The sequence below is a fragment of the Kitasatospora sp. NPDC056800 genome, from assembly GCF_042789775.1.
Classification (GTDB): domain Bacteria; phylum Actinomycetota; class Actinomycetes; order Streptomycetales; family Streptomycetaceae; genus Kitasatospora.
The window spans coordinates 14,381-28,762 of sequence record NZ_JBHUAL010000058.1 but is presented as its reverse complement, the minus strand read 5'-3'; the positions used below and the strand labels follow the sequence as shown (position 1 = coordinate 28,762).

The window sequence follows — 14,382 nt, the reverse complement described above, 5'->3', positions numbered from 1 at the left end:
CCCGTCCGTCCGCACGATCCTCGGCGTGACGGCGTGGATCAGGCGCCGGTGTAGGCAGGTGCAGGTGCAGGTGCAGGTGCAGGTGCAGGTGCCAGGCCGGGGCCGGCCTGCTCGTCGGGTGGCGGGGGAGAACCGGCGGGCCGTGCCGGCGTGATCGGCCGGCGACGTACGACAGGGACAGGGCGGGCGGGATGAGCGAGCACGGCCGACGACGGCCGCACCGCACGGTGGACCGGGTCGTGTGGATCCTGGAGGCCGCCGCGCGGGCTCCGGGCGGGGTGACCGTGGCCGAGTTGGCGCGGGCGGCCGGGGCGCCGGCGAGTTCGGTGCAGGACCTGGTCAACGGGCTCGTCGCGACGGGGTTCCTGCTGGAGCAGCGCCGGCGCTACCGGCTCGGGCCCGCCCCGCACGTCCTCAACCTCATCGCCGGCCGGGTCGTCCCGCGGATCGGCCAGGCCGAGCTCAACGAACTGAGCCGCGTCGCGGGTACCCCGGTGCTGCTCACGGTGCGGGTCGGGCTCGACGCCGTGCACCTGGCGCGCGGCGGCGAGGACGAGATCCCCCGCCTCCTGCCGCTGGCCGACGAGCACATGGCCCGGCCGCTCCTGCGCACCGCCGCGGGCCGTCTGCTGCTGGCCCTCACCGACGAGGCGGAGCGCCGCGGGCTGCTCGACGAGCTCGCCCGCCACGACCCCGAGGCGGTCGCCGAGTTCCGCCGCGCTCTTCCGGGGATCCGGGCGTCGCGGATCAGCCGCAGCGAGGGTCTGGCCGATCCCGAGGTCAGCGCGCTCGCGATCCCCGTCACCGACGGCCCCGTCGTCACGGGCGCCCTCGTCCTGACGCACCGGCGTCGTGGCCGCTCGGAGCGGCTGAGTCTGGACCGGGCGGCGGCCCGGCTCCTCGCGCACATCCAGGAGGGGCGGACGTGACGTCCGCACCGGTTCACGGATATCCGTGAACGCGGGCGCTCGTGCCGTGTCGGGAACGAACATCCCGGCATGACTTCGAACCCGCTGACCACGGCCGGGCCGACGCCTCCGCCGTCCACCGCCGAGATCGTCCTTTGGCTGCTGCACACGCTCGGCGACCCCGATCCGGCCCGGGGGGCCGAGGACGTCACCGTCGTCGGGGCGGATCCCCTGGTGCCCTCGGTGCACCGCCTCGCCGACGCCATGTCCGCCGCGATCGGTGTCTTCGGGCGGCAGACGGCGGCGGTCGGCGAACAGCGCGGCCACCCGCACCAGAGGGTCGAGGTGCAGGCCGGGGCCGCGATCGACCAGCTCATGGCGACGTACCACACGACGCTCTCGGGACGCCCGCTCCTCTCCCTCCTCGACGACCCGACCCTGCTCGGCAACAGCGACTTCTACCGGGCGCGCGACGGCCGGTGGATCTTCATCATCACCACCTATCCGCATCTGCGGGACGCGGTCCACTCCGTGCTGAGGTGCGGGCTCGACAAGGTGGGGATCGCGCAGGCCGTGGCCGGCTGGGACGCCTTCACGCTGGAGGAGGCCGTCTGCGCGCGGGGCGGCGTCGCCTGCGCGGTGCGCAGCCGGGACGAGTGGCTCGCGCACCCCGCGGGGCGGTACGTCGAGCAGCGCCCGGTCGTCGAGATCGAACGTGTCGGCGACGGACCGGTCCGGCCGCTGGAGCTGATCGGTGCGGCCGACGAGGCGCTCGCGGGCGTACGGGTGCTCGATCTCACCCATGTCATCGCAGGCCCCGTCGCGGCGCGGCTGCTCGCCCAGTTCGGCGCCGACGTGCTGCACCTGTCGCGTCCCGACCGCCCCGACCCGATCCCGATGATCGCGATGACCGGCGGCGGCAAGCGCAACGCCTACTGCGACCTGCGCGACGACCACGACCGTGCGGCCTTCCACGACGCGCTCCAGGACGCGGACGTCTTCGTCCACGCCTACCGGGGACTTGCCCGGCACGGGGCGTCGACCGAGGAACTCGTCCGGCGCCGCCCCGGACTCATCACCCTCGAATACCACGCCTGGGGCGCCGACGGTCCGTGGGGCGAGCGCGGCGGGTTCGACCAACTCGCCTGCTCGGCAACCGGATTCGCCATCGAGGAGTGGACCGACCGGCCGTCGCTGCCGCCGACGTACCTGCTCAACGACTACCTCGCCGCCTACCTCGGGGCCGCCGCCGTCGCAACCGTCCTGCGCCGGCGTGCGGCGGAGGGCGGCTCGTGGCGGATCCGCGTGACCCTGGCCGGGGTGTGCCACTGGGTGCGAGAACTCGGTCTGCTCGCGCGGGAGGACGTACTCGGCCTGCCCCGGCCCGGGCGCGCGCCGCTCGCCGCGCTGTCGACCACGGAGACGGACTTCGGCCCGCTCACCGAACCGGCGACACCGTTCGCGTACAGCGGGCGCACGGTCCCCCAGCCCGGCCGGCGGACCCCGCTCGGGTCCGCTGCGCTCCAGTGGCGCTAAGCCACTTCTACGCGACCAGCCCTGGCAACCGAAACCGCCGCCCCCTGCCGACCGATGCGGCGAGTCCTTTCGCATCCGCCTCGTCGGCGCCACGCGTCCGCCGCCGCCCGTACCGCACCACCGTTCACCCACCCCACCCGACACCCCAGGAGGCACAGCCCGATGTCCGAGCAGCCGAGCGGCCCGTCCGGCCGCCGGCGCCCCGGTCAGCGCCCACTGGGTCTCCGACCGGCAGGCCGGCCCGTCCGTCCTCCAGCACGGCACCGAGGAGCAGCGCCGCTTCTTCCTGCCCCGGATCGCCGCAGGGCAGTGCTTCTTCTCCATCGGCATGAGTGAGAAGAGCAGCGGCTCCGATCTCGCCTCGGTCGCCACCCGTGCCGAACGGACCGCCGACGGCTGGCGGTTGACCGGTACCAAGATGTGGACCGGCGGCGCTCACGTCAACGACTACGCCATCGTCCTCGCCCGCACCGATGAGGCCGAGGACAGGCACGCCGGCCTCAGCCAGTTCATCGTCGACCTGCGCGCCCCGGGCGTGCGGGTCGAGCCGATCCGGCTGATGAGCGGCGAGCACCGCTTCAACGCCCTCCACCTCGAAGGCGTCGACGTCCCCGACGGCATGCTGCTCGGGCAGCGGGGCGACGGCTGGAAGCAGGTCACCGGCGAACTCGCCTTCGAACGCAGCGGCCCCGAACGCTACCTGTCCACCTTCCCCCTGCTGGTCTCCCTGCTCCGCGAACTGGAGCAGCGCCCCGCGACAGCCGAACAGCTCACCGAGGTCGGCGTTCTGGCGGCGCGTCTGCACGGCATCCGCCGGCTTTCCCTCGGCGTGGCCGCCGCCCTGGACACCGAAGCCTCGCCCGACACCCAGGCCGCCCTGGTCAAGGACCTCGGCACCCGCCTGGAGGGCACCCTGGTCGACACCGTCCGCAGCGTCCTGCCGACCACCGCCGACCCGCACGCCACCCCCGGCAGCCACCCGGAACTGCTCGCCTTCGCCCTGCTGCACAGCCCCGGCTACACGCTGCGCGGCGGCACCAACGAGATCCTTCGCGGCATCATCACTCGCGGTCTGGAGCAGCACTGATGAACACCCACACGATCGACACCAGCACCCCCGTCATCTCCGCCGACGCCTACGACACCGCCGCCTTCCACGCCGACGCGGACTCCATCGCCGTCGTCACCAACACGACCGCCCCGGACGCCGTAGCCCTCCCCGCCCCGGACGCCCCGACCGCCGAACTCCTCGCCGCCGGCCAGGAGGCAGGACGCCGCGCCGTCCCCGCCCCTCTCGCCGAGACCGCCCTGGTCGCCCGCCCGCTGCTGCGCCGCGTCGGCCTCCCCGTCCCCGACGGCCCGCTCAGCTACGCCATCGCGCCCGAGCTGACGATCCGCTACGCCCGTCCGGCCGCCTCCCCCGTCGGCTCGGCCGGCTGCCTGGGCGACGACGACACCCTGCTGGTCACCGGCACCCTGCGTCGCGTCCCCTGGGCCCGCACCGCCACCGCCGTCACCGTCCTGGCCGCCGCCCCCTCCGGACCCGTCCTGTTCACCCTCGCCCCCGACCGGGCCGTCCTCACCCCCGGCGGCAACCTCGCCGAGGAACCCCGTGACGACCTGCACCTCGCCGCTCTCGAGATCCCCGCCTCGCAGGTCCGCCGGATCTCCCCGGAACTGTTCGACGAGGCCCGGCTCCGCGCAGCCCTGGCCCGGGCCGCCCTGATCGCCGGAGCCGCCGAACGCTGCGTGGAACTGACGGTCGCCCACACCACCGCCCGCACCCAGTTCGGCCGTCCGCTCAGCCGCTTCCAGGCCGTCAAGCAGGAGGAGGCGCGGCTCATCGAGGAGGCCGCCCTGGTACGCGCCGCCGTCCAAGCCGCGGCCACCCCCCCCTGGACACCGGCGGGGTGGCCGCCCACTTCGCCGTCGCCGCCGCCAAGACCCAGGCATCCGCCTCGGCCGCCGAGATCGCCCGCATCGCCCACCAACTCCACGGCGCCATAGGCATCACCCGGCTCAACCCGCTCCACCTCGCCACCACCCGCCTGTGGTCCTGGCGTGACGAGGACGGCGACGAAACCACCTGGGCGCCCGCCCTGGCCCGGTCCGTCACCGCCGCCACCCTCTGGCCCACCCTCACCGCCACGCCCTGACCCTTCGCCCCGCGCCTGTCGTCATTCGCGGTGCTCGACAGGGTGGAGTGTCGCCCACGACTCGTCCCGTCCCCCCGTCGAGCACGGCGTCCGGGGCGCCGCCGGAGTTGCCGACCAGCACCGGCAGGCCGGCCGCCGCCGCTTCCAGGAACACGATGCCGAGCCCCTCCACGGGGAGGGCGCTGTCGAAGGCGGCGGCGCCCGGGGTGGAGGACGTGTAGACGACGACGCCGTCCGGGGCGAAGCGTTCCGTCATCGCGTGGACGAAGGTCTCGATCCCTCCCTGTCGGGGCGGGAAGTCGTTGGTGACCACGAGTGTGCGCGGCACGGTTCAGGCCCGGCGGCCCAGTCGCCGGAGCAGGGCGTGGGTCCAGCGCAGTCGGCGTCGGGGGGCGTGACGGCCGGTGGGGTGTTGCCGGAGGACAGCGGCGGTGCGCATGCGGTCTCCTGAATCGAGGGAATCCGGGCGGAGCCGGACCCAGCCGACCAGGACGAAGGGCACCACGAGGTAGCCGAAGCGGGTGGCCGGGGCCAGACAGATGGCGAGGGCCAGCCCGAGGGCCAGCCGGTCGGAGGCGGCGACGACGGTCCGGGGCGGGTGGGTCAGGAGCGAGGTGCCCACCGCGGCCGCGGCCAGCGCCAGGAGGGCGAGGGCGAGCGCGCGGCCCCCGGGCACGTGGGCTGCCAGGAGATGACCGGGCAGCGGGCTGTCCGCGGGGGAGGCGGTGACGCCGGCGCCGGTGGGGAACAGCACCGTGTGCTCCAGGAGGGCATTCGGGGTCGCCAGTACGGACGGGATCACCACCGTCCCGGCGACGGCGACGGTGACGGCGAGGGCCCGCAGCGCCGCGCTCCGTCCCCGGACCGTCGCGAGCAGTACGAGCGCGACCGGAACGAGCGGCCAGGCCGTCCACTTCAAGGAGGCCGCCGCGCCCAGCGCCAGTCCGGTGCCGCCCGGCCGCCCGGTCCCGGCCAGCGCCAGCGCCAGGCACATCAGCGCGCTCACCGGCAGGTCCACCCCTCCGACGGCCAGTGGGAGGGCGACGGCGGGGAAAGCGGCGAGTGCCGCCAGCCCCACGCTTCCGCGACGCCCCGCGGTGATGCGGGTCGAGACGGCGGTCACCGCGAGGAAGGACAGCGTGAACCACCAGCGCGCGTCGCCGGCGACCACGTCGCCCAGCAGCGCGTGTGGCAGGCCGAAGACCGCCATGCCGGGAAGGTAGGGGTTGTAGTCCGCGAGGGCGGCGGGCCGGTCGAGGTACGGAACGCCCGTGGACAGCAGTCGCTCACCCGAGCGCTGGACGACGTCGAGCTCCAGTTGCCCCTGGCCGCGCAGGACCAGCAGGACCAGCGGGACCAGAACCGACCCGGCCGCGGCCACCCGGACCGCCCGGCGCCGCCACACCCCCTGCCCGAGTCCGCTGAGCAGTGCGGCCGCCAGGTACCCCCCGGCCGCGGTCGCGCCCCACACCCGGTGAGGGCCGAGGGCCGATGCCAGGCCCAGTCCTCCGGCGAAGAGCGCGCACAGCGTCCAGGCGACGACGGGCGGCAGCCGGTGTGCCCACCAGGCACCGGGCTCGGACGCGGTGGTGGAAACGGTGCGGTGCGTCAGCAGACGTGGTGCGCTCAACCGGCCCAGCCTCCTTGGTGGGGATGTGCACACCAGTCTCGGGATCCGGGAGGCCGGGATCGTCAAACCGGGATGCGATCCCGGGCGTCAACCCGTGGTATGACGCCAACCCCCGTTATCAACCCGTCAGTTGACGACGATCACCGTCCTCTCCCGCAGAATCGGGGCATGAGTCCCGTGTGGCGCTCCGCGTTCGCCCACCTGCAGGCCTGGAGCCGTTCGGCCGCGTTCCCGTATGCCACCGGGGTAGTACCCGCGGTGGTCGCGGTCGTCGAGATCACGTCCGCCGGCATCGGCTCCATGACGGTTCTGGTCACGGCGGCGTGCGCGATGGCACCGTTGCCGCCCGCACGGCACACCGCCGGCCCACCGCGACGACTACGACTTCGGCGCCTGTACGGACATGTTCTTCACAGGACACCGACGTCTTCATGCTCTACAGCTCCCGCTTCGACGGCATCGGGGACCCCGACGGCGACGCCAACCGGCAGCCCGGTGTGGGGGACCTGCGCGCGGGGGCCTGGTTCGAACCGTTCGGGAACGTCACGGCCCGCGCCCCCCACCGGGGCTTCCGCCGCTGAACGGTCGGCCCTGTGCTCCGGCTCGGGGGTGCGGTGGACCCGGGCGCCGCACCCCCGATCGCGTAACGCGCGGGTCAGCGGGCGTTTCCGCGGGGCTTGAGGGGGAGGCCGGGGAGTTCGGGGGCGGGGAGGCGGTCGCCGGGGTAGCCCTGGACGGCGCCGAAGCGGTCGGTGGCGGCCTGCCACTCGTCGCGGGCCTGGACGATGTCCTCGTGGGAGCGTCCGATGAAGTTCCACCACATGACGATCTGCTCCTCGAAGGGCGTGCCGCCGAGCAGGACCAGGCGGGCGTCGGTGTCGCCGGTGTTGGTGAGGGTGAGGGTGTCGCGGCCGGGGGCGGCGTAGCCGAGTTCGGCGGGGCGCAGCGGGGTGTCGAGGAGGCGGACGTGTCCGCTGTCGACCAGCAGGCCGTGTTCGAAGGCGGGGTCGACGTCGAGGGTGACGGTGGCCCCGGGGTGCAGGGTCAGCTCGGCGCCGAGCAGGGGGGTGAAGGTGGGGACGGGGGAGGTGTCGCCGGCGAGGGTGCCGAGGAAGACCTGGGCCTCGCCGCCGTCCAGGGCGACGGGGGAGGGCACGTGGTGGTGGAAGTCGCGCCCGGTGTGCCGGTGCTCCTCGGGCAGGGCGACCCACAGCTGAACGCCGTGCAGGACGGTGGTGGCCGGGGTGGAGACCTCGGAGTGGGCGATGCCGCGGCCGGAGGTCATCAGGTTGACCTCGCCGGGCCGGACGTACGCGTGGACGCCGAGGCTGTCCCGGTGCTCGATCTCGCCGGTGAAGAGCCAGCTCACGGTCTGCAGTCCGGTGTGCGGGTGCGGGGCGACGTCCATGCCGCCGGTGCTGGTGACGTCGTCGGGACCGTAGTGGTCGACGAAGCACCAGGCGCCGATCGTGCTGCGGGAGCGCTGGGGCAGGGTGCGGCGTACGGTCATCGCGCGCGGGCCGCCGAGCGGCACGTCCCGGGCGGGCAGGACCTCCACCCGCGGGTCGGCGGCGGGGGTGGCGGCGCGGTCGGTCTCGGCGGTGCTCACGGGTGGTCCCTCCCAGGTGCAATTAGTTCTATATTCAACTATCATGCCATGGCAGAGTGGCGCACGACACCCTGATCAGCCTAAGGAGTCCAGGTGAGTGATGTGGCGGCGGTTCCGACGGACCGGCGGGTGTTCATCGACAAGCAGAGCCCCCAGGCGTACAAGGCGTTCCTGGCCGCCGCCGAGGCGGCGCGCGAGGTCGCGGCCGCGGCCGGACTGGACCGCCGGCTGATCGAGCTGGTCAACCTCCGGGTGTCGCAGATCAACGGCTGCGCCTACTGCCTGCACGTGCACACCAGGGCCGCGATCCGCGAGGGCGAGACCGCCCAGCGCCTGGGTGTGCTCGCGGCCTGGCGGGACACCGAGGTGTTCAGCGACCGCGAGCGCGCCGCGCTCGGGCTGGCCGAGGCGACCACCGCCCCGGCGGACGCGGCGCTCCAGGAGGCCGCGTACGGCGTGGCGCGCGAGGTGCTGAGCGACGAGGAGATCTCCGCGGCGGTCTGGGTGTCGATCGCCATCAACGCCTTCAACCGGGTGTCGATCCTGAGCAAGCACCCGGTCCGTCCGGCCCCGGCCCGGTAGCCGCGCGCGGTGGTGGCGCCCGGCGGAGGGTCTCCGCCTTCCGGCGGACGCCCTCCGTTGTGAGGTGTACGACCGGCTCCTCCCGGCGGGGGATGACGGACCGTCAACGGTGCGGCGAGGCTGGGCGACGAAGGCGAGGAGCTGCTCGCCGACTGCGAAGGTGGGTCGCATGGCACGTCGTACGTTTGTTTCCGCGCTGGTGGGGGCGGTCTGTCTGACACTGGCCGGGCCGGTGGTCTCGGCCGGTGCGGCCGGGGCCGCCGACGCGCGGCCGGGCTCCGGCGACCCGAGGGCGGCGGCGCTGCGGGCGGTCACCGGGGCCGGCGCGGTCGGGGCGATCGCGGAGGTCAGGGACGGGAACGGGGTCTGGCGCGGGGCGTCCGGCGTCTCCGACCTGGCCACCGGCACACCGGTCCGCGCCGACGGGCGGTTCCGGGTCGGCAGCGTCACCAAGGTGTTCGTCTCCACCACGGTGCTCCAACTGGTCGGGGAGGGGCGGATCGGCCTGGACGAGCCGGTCGAGCGGTACCTGCCCGGGCTGGTCCCGAACGGCGACCACATCACCGTCCGTCAACTGCTCAGCCACCGCTCCGGGCTCTGGGACTCCACCAACGAGAAGGGCGGGGTGTTCCCCGACTGGACGGACGCGGCGGTCGTCCGGAACTGGCTGGACCAGGGCGGCCTGACCCGGCAGATCACCCCGGCCCAGGTGGTGGCCTCCTCGGTGGCGCACGCGCCCGACTTCCCGCCGGGCACCGGGTACGGCTACTCCAACGTCAACTACACCCTGCTCGGCATGATCATCGAGAAGGTGACCGGGCACGCCTACGCCCAGGAGGTCACCGCGCGCATCCTGCGCCCGCTCGGCCTCACCGACACGTACTTCCCGGGCACGGCCACCGGCATCCGGGGCCCGCACGCGCACGGCTACTGGACGGTGCCCGAGGGCCCCGGCCCGGCGGACTACAGCGACCGGGACGTGACGGTGGCGAGCGTCACCTGGGCGAACGCGGCCGGCGAGGCGGTCTCCACCCTCGGCGACCTGAACCGCTTCGACAAGGCCCTCCAGGGCGGCCGGTTGCTGCCGCCCGCGCTGCTGAAGGAGATGAACACGACGACCCCGATCGAGGTCGAGGGCGTGCCGAGCGGGCTGGGCTACGGGCTCGGGATGGCCAGCTGGCAGCTCTCCTGCGGTCCGATCTACGGGCACAACGGCTCGGTGTCCGGGTACAGCTCCGAGCTGTGGAGCTCGGGCGACCGGCAGGTGTCGATGTCCGTCACCCCGCGTGGTGGCGATGCGGAGCTCGTCGCGCAGATGCGGGCGGAGGTCGGCTTCCTGGAGCAGGCCTTCTGCGGCACCGGGAAGGCGACGGGCTCGGCGGTGCAGGGGCCGGCCGCCGTGATGCCGAAGCTGGGCTGACCGTCTGCCGTCACGTGGTTCCACCGCTCCGGCTCGTCCGCGCAGGTCCTCGACCGGCGTCGGCGGGTCGGAGCGGTGCGGTTTCCGCCGTGCGCCGTCCGGAAGCGCCCTGACTCGGGCCGCGCGGCGCGGTTCCGTCGGGTAGTCGTGGACGGGTGCGGCGCGGCGCGGCGGGGCGAGGGTGAGGTCGGTGGGGAGGTGGCCGGCCCTGACGGTTTCCGTCAGGTCCCGGCCGGATCGGCCGTGGGCGTCGACACCGGTGCGGACGCAGGTGCGGACGCGGGCACGACAGCGCGGGCCAGGCGGCGCAGGGCCTGTTCGTCGTCGGAGCCTGGGACGGCGGTGTACACGGCGATCACCTCGTCCGGGTGTCCTGCGACGTAGAGGGCCTCGGCGGAGAGGCTGAGGCGGCCCACCGGCGGGCAGGCGAGCAGGAGCTTCGTGTGGTTGCTCTCCTGCACCACCTGCTCGTCCCAGAGCCGGCGGAACACCGCGCTGTGCGCACTCAGTTCGCCGATCTCCCGGGCGAGGCCGGGGTCGTGCGGCCACCTGCCGACCTCGGTGCGCAGATAGGCCACGGTCTCGCGGGCCTTCTCCTCCCAGTGCACGTACAGCCGCCGGGCGCGCGGGTCGGTGAAGACCAGCCGCCCAACGGTGCGGCGGTCCGGGCGGACACGGGAGAAGTCGGCGAACACGGCTGCCGCCAGCCCGTTCCAGGCCAGGATCGTGCCACCCCGGCCGACCAGGTAGGCAGGCGTGAGAACCATCGAGTCCAGCACGTGCTGCATGTTCGACCGCCGGTCCGTGGGGAGGGTGGCCTCCTCGATGCCGACCGGACGCGCAAGACTGCGCAGGTAGCGGCGTTCCCCCGGGCTGAGCCGTAGGACATCGGCCACCGCGGCGAGGACGGCGTCCGAGACCCGCGACGCCTGTCCTCGTTCCAGCCGCGTGTAGTGCTCCACGCTCATGGCCGCCAATGCGGCGACCTCCTCGCGGCGCAGGCCGGCCACTCTGCGGACGCCGTGGGCAGGTAATCCGACCTCCTCGGGGCGAAGCCGCGCCCGGCGGGAGACCAGGAAGTCACGAAGAGCTTCGGCGATGTCCATACCGACGATTGTCAGCATGCCCACCACGGTCCGCCCATACGCCCCGAGACCGACACCGTCCGGCGGGACTCCGACCGTAGCGGTACCCGACCCCTACGGCGGACGGCCCGACGGCCCGACGGCGCCGGGGCCGCGACCGGTCGCACAACCACGGCCGGTCCGCCAGGGCACACTCTGCCCTCCCTCGGGGCCGAGGCCGCGGCGCATCCTCGTCCTACGCCCTCCGGCCGGAGGGCGCAGGGGCGGCGGAACCCACGATCGGGGACGCACTCCTGCCTCGCAGCACCCAGCCGGCACAGCCTCCTCGGCGAGGCCGGCCCACAGGAAGAGGAAACCAGCCATGGCCACCAGGACCACCACCGCACGCACCGGTAAGCGGCGCGCGGCCACCGCGCTCGCCGCACTCGTCGCGCTGGTCGGCATCACCGCGGGAACGGCGGGCACCGCCTCGGCGTCGGTCGCGCACAAGAAGTGCACCATCGAGGTCTGGTACGAGGACCACTGGGTCACCGTCTCGACCGCCTGCTGACACCTCCCCGGACCTGCGGCCCCGCCGTCCTCGGATCTCGGGCGGAAATCATCCGGGCGAGGTGGGGCCGCCGGTCCGGTCAGGGGGGACAAACAACACAGACCTTGGAGGTCGGCATGGCTCGGCAGGGGGCGCTTCGGCGCGGGTTCGGTGCGGTGGCGGTAGCTGCTGCGATGGCGATGGGCACGGTGACGGGGGCCGCGGCGGCCGATGTCCAGGGAGAGCACGGCGGCGGGCACGGTGCGACGCGGACCGCGATGGCGGACCTCGTCCGGGCCGAGAGCCTCCCCGGGACGATCGCGGGCGTCCGAGAGGGTGACGACAACTGGTCGGCGGCCGTCGGGACGGCCGACACCGCGACCGGACAGCCCCGGTCGCCCCGGGAGCGGTTCAGGATCGGCAGCGTGACGAAGACCTTCACCGCGACCGTGGTGCTCCAGCTCCAGGCCGAGGGCCGGCTCGACCTGGACGACACGGTGGAGAAGTGGCTGCCCGGCGTGCTGCAAGGGGTCGGGAAAAAGGGATCGGCGATCACGATCCGGCAGATCCTCGGGCACACCAGCGGACTGTTCTCCTTCGATCAGGATCCGCTGATGCTGAAGCGGCTCGCCTCCCCGGACTTCCTGAACCACCGCTACGACACCTACCGGCCCGAGGACCTGGTGCGGCTCGCGGTCCGCCACCCGCTGCTCTTCAAGCCGGGGAAGCAGGTCAAGTACTCCAACACCGACTACCTCCTGGCCGGGATGATCATCGCCAAGGTGACCGGCCGCCCGTACGGCGAAGCGATCGAGCAGCGGATCATCCGACCGCTCGGCCTCTCCGCGACGAGCCTGCCCGGCACCGCGGTCGACCTGCCCCGGCCGCACGCGCTCGGCTACTCCAAGCTGTTCGGCGGCTCCACGACGCCAGTGGAGACCACCGAACTCAACCCCTCGTGGGCCGGAGCGGCCGGGGAAGTGATCTCCACCACCGCTGATCTGACCAGCTTCTACTCCGCCCTGATGCGCGGACAGTTGCTGCCGAAGGCCGAGCTGGACGAGATGGTCCCCGCCACCGCCACCGGCGGCCCCGGGCTGGGTATCGGCGATGTGAAGCTCAGCTGTGGGATCACCCTCTGGGGCCACACGGGAGGCATCCACGGTTCGTCGACGGTGGCACTGACCACCCGGGACGGACGGCACGCGGCGGTGTTCAACACCAACGCCGACTGGGTGGACGGCGAACGCAAGCTCGCGGAGGCCGAGTTCTGCCACTGAGCAACGGGGCAGTCGGCGACGGGCAGTACTGCCGCGAGTACGTCGCCAGGCTCCGGACGGTGGCCGGGCTGGTGGCCGCGCTCCACCTCCCGTCCGCGATCTGACCGGCGGTCCGGCGGCCGGTGGCCGGCAGTCGGAGCCCCGCCCGCCCTCGACAACAGGGGGTCGGGCGGGCTTCGGAGTTCCGGTGGGCGGCTCGGGTGCGTACGGTGATCCACACAGATCATCGGAGAGGGGTGCGCGCCATGGCGGGGACGGAACCGGGCTCGGAGACGGTGCTGACCACCGAACGGCTGGTGGTGCGTCAGTGGACGGTGGCGGACCAGGAGCGCGCGTTCGACATCTACTCCCGCTGGGAGGTCGCTCAGTGGCTCGGCCGGACGCCGCGCGCCCTGGCCCACCCCGAGGAGGCCCGCCAGTACATCGAACACTGCCGTGAGCGCTCCACCGGCCCCCGGTACGGGGTCTGGGCGGTCGAACGGCGGGACACCGGCGTGGTCGCGGGAGCGGTCCTGCTGCTTCCCGTGCCGGACGGGGACGGCGAGGTCGAGATCGGCTGGCACCTCCACCCGGACAGCTGGGGCCGGGGCATCGCCACCGAGGCCGCCCGGGCCGTCCTGGCCAAGGGCTTCGCCGACGGCCTGACCGAGATCCGCGCCATCCTCGCCCCGGACAACACCCGGTCGGCGGCGGTCTGCCGGCGCCTCGGGATGACCAGTACCGGACTGACCGACCGCTGGTACGGCCGGGAGCTGGCGGAGTTCCGCATCGGCCCGGCCCAGGGCGGGCAGGCATGACAGCGGGGGGAGGAGCGGCGGACGTGACGCTCAACCTCTGGCGCCGCCCGCTCGACGAGGTGCCGGCCGAGGTGTGGGACCGGACCGAGCTGACCGTGCTCATCCTCGCCGAGACCGGCATCCGGGAACTCACTCCCGGCATCGGCCGGTTGACCGGGCTGCGGACCCTCGACCTCGGGCACAACCGGCTCGCCGCGCTACCGGTCGAGCTCTGCGACCTCACCGGGCTCCGGGACTTCCTCTACCTCCACGACAACGCGCTGACCGCCCTGCCCGAGGAGCTCGGCCGGCTCACCGCGCTGCGCTACCTCAACGTGGGCGAGAACCAGCTCACCGAACTCCCCGCCACCATCGGCGGACTGGCCTCGCTGGTCGAGCTGCGCGCCCAGCACAACCGGCTCGCCGCCCTGCCGGAGGCGATCGGCGGACTCGGCGCGCTGCGTGAACTCTGGCTGCGCGGCAACGAGTTGACCGGACTGCCGGACTCGGTCGGCGGCCTCGCGGAGCTGCGCGAGCTGGAACTCCGGGAGAACGCCCTCACCGAACTGCCCGCCGTGCTCGCCGGGCTTCCGCGACTGCGCCGCCTCGACCTGCGTGGCAACCGGGTCACCGAACTACCCGACTGGCTGGCCGACCCGGGGGCGCTGCCCGCGCTGGAGAAGCTGGACCTCCGGTGGAACGAGGTGCGGCCGCCGGCCCGGCTGCTGGCGGCGCTGGTCGCACGCGGGTGCGTCACGCTCTTCTGAGCCGCCGGGCCGGGATTCGGGCCCCGATCCCGCTCTGGAAAAGATCACCGTCGGCAGGCCGGAGCTGTTACCGTGGAACGTATGAAGCGCGCTGCACTCGCCAC

15 protein-coding genes and 2 pseudogenes are annotated in these 14,382 nt (G+C 73.6%); 12 read left to right on the top strand and 5 right to left on the bottom strand.

From position 1 onward, the window contains the following. Positions 1–191 precede the first annotated feature (191 nt). The 5 genes from ACFRQN_RS15745 to ACFRQN_RS15725 all read left to right on the top strand — a co-directional run bounded on the left by ACFRQN_RS15745 (position 192) and on the right by ACFRQN_RS15725 (position 4,600). Entirely contained in the window at positions 192–929 is a 738-nt protein-coding gene (locus tag ACFRQN_RS15745) for a helix-turn-helix domain-containing protein (protein ID WP_074002924.1), read from the top strand. A gap of 69 nt (positions 930–998) precedes the next feature. After that, a complete protein-coding gene (locus ACFRQN_RS15740) occupies positions 999–2,444 on the top strand; it encodes a CoA transferase (protein ID WP_074002923.1) in 1,446 nt (481 codons plus the stop codon). Between the two features lie 328 nt (positions 2,445–2,772). Beyond that, a complete protein-coding gene (locus ACFRQN_RS15735) occupies positions 2,773–3,531 on the top strand; it encodes an acyl-CoA dehydrogenase family protein (RefSeq protein WP_380740863.1) in 759 nt (252 codons plus the stop codon). Next, a complete protein-coding gene (locus ACFRQN_RS15730) occupies positions 3,531–4,451 on the top strand; it encodes an acyl-CoA dehydrogenase family protein (protein ID WP_380740862.1) in 921 nt (306 codons plus the stop codon). Before ACFRQN_RS15735 ends, ACFRQN_RS15730 begins: the two co-directional genes overlap by 1 nt. Then, positions 4,355–4,600 carry a hypothetical protein gene (locus ACFRQN_RS15725; protein WP_380740861.1) on the top strand — a complete coding sequence of 82 codons (246 nt, stop codon included), beginning with the start codon at positions 4,355–4,357 and terminating at the stop codon, positions 4,598–4,600. The genes ACFRQN_RS15730 and ACFRQN_RS15725 overlap by 97 nt, the downstream gene beginning before the upstream one ends. Here ACFRQN_RS15725 and ACFRQN_RS15720 read toward each other — a convergent pair. The 3 genes and pseudogenes from ACFRQN_RS15720 to ACFRQN_RS15710 all read right to left on the bottom strand — a co-directional run. Then, positions 4,584–4,778 (bottom strand): annotated as a pseudogene (locus ACFRQN_RS15720) (glycosyltransferase); the annotation flags it as partial. The gene ACFRQN_RS15725 and the pseudogene ACFRQN_RS15720 sit on opposite strands and share 17 nt — an antisense overlap. Beyond that, a pseudogene (locus ACFRQN_RS15715) lies at positions 4,773–4,928 on the bottom strand (alpha-(1-2)-phosphatidylinositol mannosyltransferase); the annotation flags it as partial. The pseudogenes ACFRQN_RS15720 and ACFRQN_RS15715, both read right to left, overlap by 6 nt. Positions 4,929–4,931: 3 nt before the next feature. Beyond that, a complete protein-coding gene (locus ACFRQN_RS15710) occupies positions 4,932–6,230 on the bottom strand; it encodes a glycosyltransferase 87 family protein (protein WP_380740860.1) in 1,299 nt (432 codons plus the stop codon). 431 nt (positions 6,231–6,661) lie between these two features. Between ACFRQN_RS15710 and ACFRQN_RS15705 the strand changes: the two genes are divergently transcribed. Next, complete coding sequence (locus ACFRQN_RS15705) at positions 6,662–6,811, top strand: hypothetical protein (RefSeq protein ID WP_380740859.1); 150 nt, start codon at positions 6,662–6,664, stop codon at positions 6,809–6,811. 74 nt (positions 6,812–6,885) lie between these two features. Here the strand turns inward: ACFRQN_RS15705 and ACFRQN_RS15700 are convergent, their stop codons facing one another. After that, positions 6,886–7,839 carry a pirin family protein gene (locus ACFRQN_RS15700; protein WP_380740858.1) on the bottom strand — a complete coding sequence of 318 codons (954 nt, stop codon included), beginning with the start codon at positions 7,837–7,839 and terminating at the stop codon, positions 6,886–6,888. A gap of 93 nt (positions 7,840–7,932) precedes the next feature. Here ACFRQN_RS15700 and ACFRQN_RS15695 point away from each other — a divergent pair, with 93 nt between their 5' ends. Together ACFRQN_RS15695 and ACFRQN_RS15690 are read left to right on the top strand one after the other, a co-directional pair. After that, positions 7,933–8,421: a carboxymuconolactone decarboxylase family protein gene (locus ACFRQN_RS15695; protein WP_074002918.1), complete on the top strand. Its 489-nt coding sequence runs from the start codon at positions 7,933–7,935 to the stop codon at positions 8,419–8,421. A 169-nt stretch (positions 8,422–8,590) separates the two neighbouring features. Continuing rightward, complete coding sequence (locus tag ACFRQN_RS15690) at positions 8,591–9,841, top strand: serine hydrolase domain-containing protein (protein WP_380740857.1); 1,251 nt, start codon at positions 8,591–8,593, stop codon at positions 9,839–9,841. A 221-nt stretch (positions 9,842–10,062) separates the two neighbouring features. Here the strand turns inward: ACFRQN_RS15690 and ACFRQN_RS15685 are convergent, their stop codons facing one another. Then, on the bottom strand, positions 10,063–10,947 hold the full coding sequence (locus ACFRQN_RS15685; protein WP_380740856.1) for a helix-turn-helix domain-containing protein: 885 nt from the start codon (positions 10,945–10,947) through the stop codon (positions 10,063–10,065). A gap of 340 nt (positions 10,948–11,287) precedes the next feature. On the opposite strand from ACFRQN_RS15685, the gene ACFRQN_RS15680 reads away from it, so the two are divergent. The 4 genes from ACFRQN_RS15680 to ACFRQN_RS15665 all read left to right on the top strand — a co-directional run bounded on the left by ACFRQN_RS15680 (position 11,288) and on the right by ACFRQN_RS15665 (position 14,278). Further along, a complete protein-coding gene (locus ACFRQN_RS15680; RefSeq protein ID WP_074002916.1) occupies positions 11,288–11,476 on the top strand; it encodes a hypothetical protein in 189 nt (62 codons plus the stop codon). Positions 11,477–11,592: 116 nt separating this feature from the next. After that, on the top strand, positions 11,593–12,735 hold the full coding sequence (locus ACFRQN_RS15675; protein WP_380740855.1) for a serine hydrolase domain-containing protein: 1,143 nt from the start codon (positions 11,593–11,595) through the stop codon (positions 12,733–12,735). A 245-nt stretch (positions 12,736–12,980) separates the two neighbouring features. Then, the gene (locus ACFRQN_RS15670; RefSeq protein ID WP_049650601.1) at positions 12,981–13,532 is read left to right on the top strand and encodes a GNAT family N-acetyltransferase; all 552 of its coding nucleotides are present in this window, start codon (positions 12,981–12,983) and stop codon (positions 13,530–13,532) included. A 23-nt stretch (positions 13,533–13,555) separates the two neighbouring features. Further along, positions 13,556–14,278 (top strand): leucine-rich repeat domain-containing protein, encoded by a 723-nt coding sequence (locus ACFRQN_RS15665; RefSeq protein WP_380740854.1) that lies wholly within the window; start codon positions 13,556–13,558, stop codon positions 14,276–14,278. Positions 14,279–14,382 lie beyond the last annotated feature (104 nt).